Genomic DNA, 4,367 nt, shown 5'->3' with positions numbered 1-4,367 from the left:
GGTGTGACCGATGATCGGTTCGATGGCATTTCGTCGCCTGAGCTCGCGCTTGATCGTGGGTGAGGTGATCCCGCGGGTGTGGGCGATATAGACCCTGGCCTGGCCAAGTGGCGGACCTTCCAACGCCGGTCATTGCTATCGTGCCGATGGTCTCCTTGAAAGGAGAAGCCCGGCAGCATCACGCCGCCGGGCCTCACTGGTTCAAGCCGCCTGAGGCAGCGCCTGTTCGGCTTCGGCGGGGGCGGCTTCAGCCCCTTCCGTCGCCTCGGCCCCGGCTTCCTCCTCATCGCAAAGCGCGGCCAGACGTGCGGCCCGTTCGGCGCTGCCGACCCCGCCCCGTGCCGTGTAGGCGCTCGCCGGGAAGGCCATCCAGCGCGGCACCCAGCTCTCGCGCTTCCGCCTGCCATTGGTCCCGGTCAGGCAGCCACGGATGATGCCCCGCTGGACCTTGCTCGTCGCCTTGGCGTTTTCCGCAGCGACCTGATTACCCGCAACCTCGACCAGCAGATGGCCCATCACCTCACGATCGCGCACCGCATCGAGCATGGCAACGTCGGCCTGCCAGACATCGGCCATGGCAACGCCCATGTGCTGGCCCAGCAATTCGATGATGCCTGTTCCGACGTCCAGCGTTTCGCTCATGACCACCGCAAGGACGCGCATGACATCGGCATCGTCCATGGCGATCAGCCGCTGAACCAGACCGCAAATGCCCTTCCCATCGGCATCGCCGCCGGCGACTGTGGCCGTCTCGGCATCCAGGCCAAGCAGGGCCAGAACCTCGCGTCGCCGGGCATCGAACAGACTTCCGACAGGCAGCCCTCGACGCTCTCGGCCACCGCATCAGTGGGTGACTTCTGAGGTTCGATCCGCACCGTCCACAGCCCCGAACCCATGATGAGATGCGCCACCATCACCCGCAGCGACAGGCCGGTATCCTCGACCAGCTTGGCCCGGACGGCAGCATGCCTGCTGGATTCTGCCGCCTGCGCGCTTGAGACCCCATGCCGATCGGATACGTTCGATCACCTCGTCGATATGGACAGGTCCCTCGATCCGGACGGCTTCCTCGACGAGCGCGGCGAGAACCCCGACGGCGGTTTCGTGCAATTCGCCGTCGTGGAATGCCGGACGAGAGATAACGGCCTCTATATAGAGGTTGGCACTTGCCGCCTCAGCGACTTCATCCGCGCAGATGATGCCCATTTCGGTTAAGTCCTCGCGCTCGACGCTGTAGATCTCGAACCGTGCGGACCGGTTGGCCTCTGCACCGGCATCGGCGTCATGCTCGGCTTTGGCCGCTTCGATCTTGGTGACGATGGCATCGATCTGCTCGTTGGGGCGATAGAACCAGTCGGTGCTCCACAGCCGATGGATCGTCCATCCGTGGCTCTCGAGCACGGATTGACGCAAGCGGTCACGCTCGCGCGCGGAGCGCGCATCATGATAGGCGGCGCCATCACATTCAATGCCGAGAAGGTAACGCCCAGGGGGTTCCGCGTCAGCGACGGCAAGGTCAATGAAGAAGCCGGTCCGATCCGCCCAGGCTCAGACTGCCGCTCTTTCGGCCCGACTCCGCGACGCCGACCGCGTCCATAGCCCCGCACCCGATCAAATGCCAAAAATGCGCGCGAACCGTCCACGCGGCAGTGTGAAGCCGCGCAGCATGGCGATCGCGTTGCAGAGCAGGTCGCTGATCTGAGATCAGTCCAACAAGGGAGCGACGCGTGCTCGCAGGATGGTGCTCGGGTTAAAGGTGACGACGCGCCTCGCGCCTACAACCGCCTCCTTGCCAGTCTTCGGGTTGCGTCCGACCCGCGGCCCCTTATCGTTCAGCAGGAACGTGCCGAAGCCGGCAATCTTCACGTTCTCGCCACGTTCGAGAGCAGCGGCCATCTCCTCAATGATCGCATCGACCATGTGATTGGCCTTGGTGGAAGATATCCCTATGTTTTTCTTGATCGCTTCGGCGATCGCGGCACGAGTGAGGCTCTTGTACTCTTGATGCACGCGGATCTCCTTCGGCGCGACGAGAACGCGCCAGCAGATCGATAGCATACCGCTAGTAAACGATTTTTCCACAAGGGAGATGGGTGCGCCGGTCCCCTGCAAGCCGCCGCACCCGGGCGGCTCGGTAGCGATGAATGCGCGGGGATCAACGCACTTGTGAACGCAGCGCCGCTATATGCGGCCGGTCCATCAATATCATTCGTTTGCAGCTCGGCGGAATGGGGTGGCGCCGGGGCGAGCGCGGCGGGTTTCCTCCCGCCGCCGCGCCCGTGACCCATGGTCAGGCTGGGCTTTAGAACTTTTCGGAGCCAGAAGGTGCTGAGCAATTCTCCGCAGTTGAGCTAGTTCCCTTCGCCCAAACGAAGATGGATGGAGAATCGACCGAAGGGCGGTAGATCTCGCTTTCAATCAACGGTGGGCCCGCTTTGCTCGGCCAAGGCACATAGCCTTGCCTGCACTTAATCATCCGCACCTCGTTGCTGCCATCCCAGATCACGCTCATTCCATGGCAGGGACCGTCATGGAGCTGGACGGACTTGCGGAACACGATCATCTCCTCTGACTATGATTTAAAGACCGATTTTCAAACTCTTCGGCTTACCTTTGTTCCCGAGCTGCGGCTACGGCAGTCCGGCGAGGCCCGCTTCAACCATCGCTTTCCAGACCTCGGACGCCTTCTCGGAAAACTGGCCTTCATACCTGTCGGAAAAGCCGCCGATGGCTCCTCCCGCCTCCCATTACCTCGGTGGGGTAGAGGATCGCGGCCAGAGCCACGCGCGCCTTGGGAAGGAAGTCCTCCCACATCGGCCGCCCCTGATACATTGTATTCTCCGGGAAGCCGTTCTGGCTGCAGAGCGCGCGGACGATCCGCTCGAGGACAGTTTTCATGCGGTACCTATCTGCGAGAGGTACGCCACCATTTCTTCGATGCGAGCCGCTAATTCGAGCACCGCAGTGGCGGCAGTTCCCGACATAGTGCGAGCCATCCCATTCCGCCTTTATGTGACAATGGCTGTTGAATAGGCACCAAATCCTGCGGATCATTGCGCTGCCCCTCTCGGCGGCCTTCACTCTGATGACCGTGACGAGCGCGATAGCACAACAACGGATGTTACTTTGTCTAGGGCTATGTGCTGCGGCGTGACTTACAGTGTCGGCGCGCTACGATGCCAGCATCACGGCTTGCGGCGTCGCATTAGGTGAGCTGTTGGCAACATTTTCCGGAACGTCGTTGCTCAGGGGATCGCCGGAATGAATTGCCCGGCGCTATGATCATGAGGGAATGAGATATTCTCATTTCCGGACCACCGGCAATCCTGTATCGTCCGCTCGCGACCTGAGGGTTTGCTGTAACCCGAACCTTGGCCCGGCCTCTCCAGAGCGCCGGGCCTTTTCGCAGCATCAGTCGGCGGGTGCCTTCTCGGTTGCTCCCTGATCTGGACCAGGACGTTCCAACACCCTTGTGCTGAGCCCCACGATCGCCATGGCCAGAAGAAACATGATGATCAATCCGCCGACGATGTAACGCAGGTTGTTCGGCTTTCCGCCTTCGTGGCCGCCAGCTGGCGTGATGGTGTCCTGGTCGCGGTTGGGCAATGTCATCTCCGGGAATACGCACTGTAAAAAGGCGAAGTGGCCCGGCCGCATACCGGTGGGAGAGAGCATGCCGGGCCACAGGTGCAGGAACACCTGATGGGCTCAAGCCGCAGAAACTGAATTCGTTCCAATCTCAAGTTCGCCCGCCAAATGTCCGCGCTGGCGCATTTGCATTTCCATCAAGATCGCTGATCTGAAATGCCCGTTGAGGTCTGCTTCACCCCAGGATCTACCTGAGATGGAGATTGACAGGAGACACGGGCACCGCCTCCTCCTGCATCTGCCATGATGAAGGCTTCTAGCATCGGTGCAAGGCGCGCACCTCCCATCACAGTTCAGACAGTGCTCATCGCCGTGCAGAACGCCTTGCACACGCCCATCCGCTTCAGCATTGCCGGCTGCCCGGGATCGATTGGCGCACTTCGACGTTCGCGGTGAGGCTGGAGCAGCGAGGTGTAACATGGAAGCGAATTCGGAAATGACCGAATGGCTGCGGAGCAGAGATCTGCTCGAGGCCAACGGCGACACCTCCAGTCTGCTCGATCTTGCCCAGCACGGAGACAAGGCCGATCGTGACTTCGCGCTGTCCCGCATCGCTGCCCTTGCTCAGGGTCGAGGAGCGACCACCGCGCGGCTGAAGAGCATGCCGGGTCGTGTCCCGCGGGGTGGTGTAGGAACCGTCGATCTACGGCAGGATCAGGTTCAGGTCAGGCGGCCAGTGCTGGCAAGCTGACAATAGGGTTATGGCTCACCGAGCCGAG

At 61.6% G+C, this 4,367-nt stretch carries 7 protein-coding genes; 2 read left to right on the top strand and 5 right to left on the bottom strand.

All coding sequences use genetic code 11. The annotated features are described in order from the left end of the window. Window positions 1-201: 201 nt before the first annotated feature. The gene (locus LH128_RS31535) at window positions 202-516 is read right to left on the bottom strand and encodes a hypothetical protein (protein WP_051586902.1); all 315 of its coding nucleotides are present in this window, start codon (window positions 514-516) and stop codon (window positions 202-204) included. Here LH128_RS31535 and LH128_RS31530 point away from each other — a divergent pair. Next, window positions 508-861: a hypothetical protein gene (locus LH128_RS31530; RefSeq protein WP_172705135.1), complete on the top strand. Its 354-nt coding sequence runs from the start codon at window positions 508-510 to the stop codon at window positions 859-861. The genes LH128_RS31535 and LH128_RS31530 overlap by 9 nt on opposite strands. Here LH128_RS31530 and LH128_RS21815 read toward each other — a convergent pair. The 4 genes from LH128_RS21815 to LH128_RS21800 all read right to left on the bottom strand — a co-directional run bounded on the left by LH128_RS21815 (window position 844) and on the right by LH128_RS21800 (window position 3,699). Continuing rightward, window positions 844-1,521 (bottom strand): DUF3320 domain-containing protein, encoded by a 678-nt coding sequence (locus tag LH128_RS21815; protein WP_083910322.1) that lies wholly within the window; start codon window positions 1,519-1,521, stop codon window positions 844-846. The genes LH128_RS31530 and LH128_RS21815 overlap by 18 nt on opposite strands. Window positions 1,522-1,704: 183 nt before the next feature. Further along, window positions 1,705-2,058: an integration host factor subunit alpha gene (locus LH128_RS21810; RefSeq protein WP_008831857.1), complete on the bottom strand. Its 354-nt coding sequence runs from the start codon at window positions 2,056-2,058 to the stop codon at window positions 1,705-1,707. A gap of 645 nt (window positions 2,059-2,703) precedes the next feature. Continuing rightward, the gene (locus tag LH128_RS21805) at window positions 2,704-2,898 is read right to left on the bottom strand and encodes a hypothetical protein (RefSeq protein WP_008831856.1); all 195 of its coding nucleotides are present in this window, start codon (window positions 2,896-2,898) and stop codon (window positions 2,704-2,706) included. A 513-nt stretch (window positions 2,899-3,411) separates the two neighbouring features. Next, on the bottom strand, window positions 3,412-3,699 hold the full coding sequence (locus LH128_RS21800; RefSeq protein WP_037520789.1) for a hypothetical protein: 288 nt from the start codon (window positions 3,697-3,699) through the stop codon (window positions 3,412-3,414). A 367-nt stretch (window positions 3,700-4,066) separates the two neighbouring features. Between LH128_RS21800 and LH128_RS21795 the strand changes: the two genes are divergently transcribed. Beyond that, window positions 4,067-4,339: a hypothetical protein gene (locus LH128_RS21795; RefSeq protein WP_008831854.1), complete on the top strand. Its 273-nt coding sequence runs from the start codon at window positions 4,067-4,069 to the stop codon at window positions 4,337-4,339. Window positions 4,340-4,367 lie beyond the last annotated feature (28 nt).

The organism is Sphingomonas sp. LH128 (genome assembly GCF_000293195.2).
Classification (GTDB): Bacteria; Pseudomonadota; Alphaproteobacteria; order Sphingomonadales; family Sphingomonadaceae; genus Novosphingobium; species Novosphingobium resinovorum_A.
The sequence above is the reverse complement of the archived record's forward strand: the minus strand, read 5'-3'. Positions and strand labels throughout refer to the sequence as shown.

Excerpts from the sequence above, each read along its gene's own strand:
- LH128_RS31530 (WP_172705135.1), top strand. The coding sequence starts at position 508 with ATGGCCCATCACCTCACGATCGCGCACCGCATCGAGCATGGCAACGTC.
- LH128_RS31535 (WP_051586902.1), bottom strand. The coding sequence starts at position 516 with ATGGGCCATCTGCTGGTCGAGGTTGCGGGTAATCAGGTCGCTGCGGAA.
- LH128_RS21810 (WP_008831857.1), bottom strand. The coding sequence starts at position 2,058 with ATGCTATCGATCTGCTGGCGCGTTCTCGTCGCGCCGAAGGAGATCCGC.
- LH128_RS21805 (WP_008831856.1), bottom strand. The coding sequence starts at position 2,898 with ATGAAAACTGTCCTCGAGCGGATCGTCCGCGCGCTCTGCAGCCAGAAC.
- LH128_RS21795 (WP_008831854.1), top strand. The coding sequence starts at position 4,067 with ATGGAAGCGAATTCGGAAATGACCGAATGGCTGCGGAGCAGAGATCTG.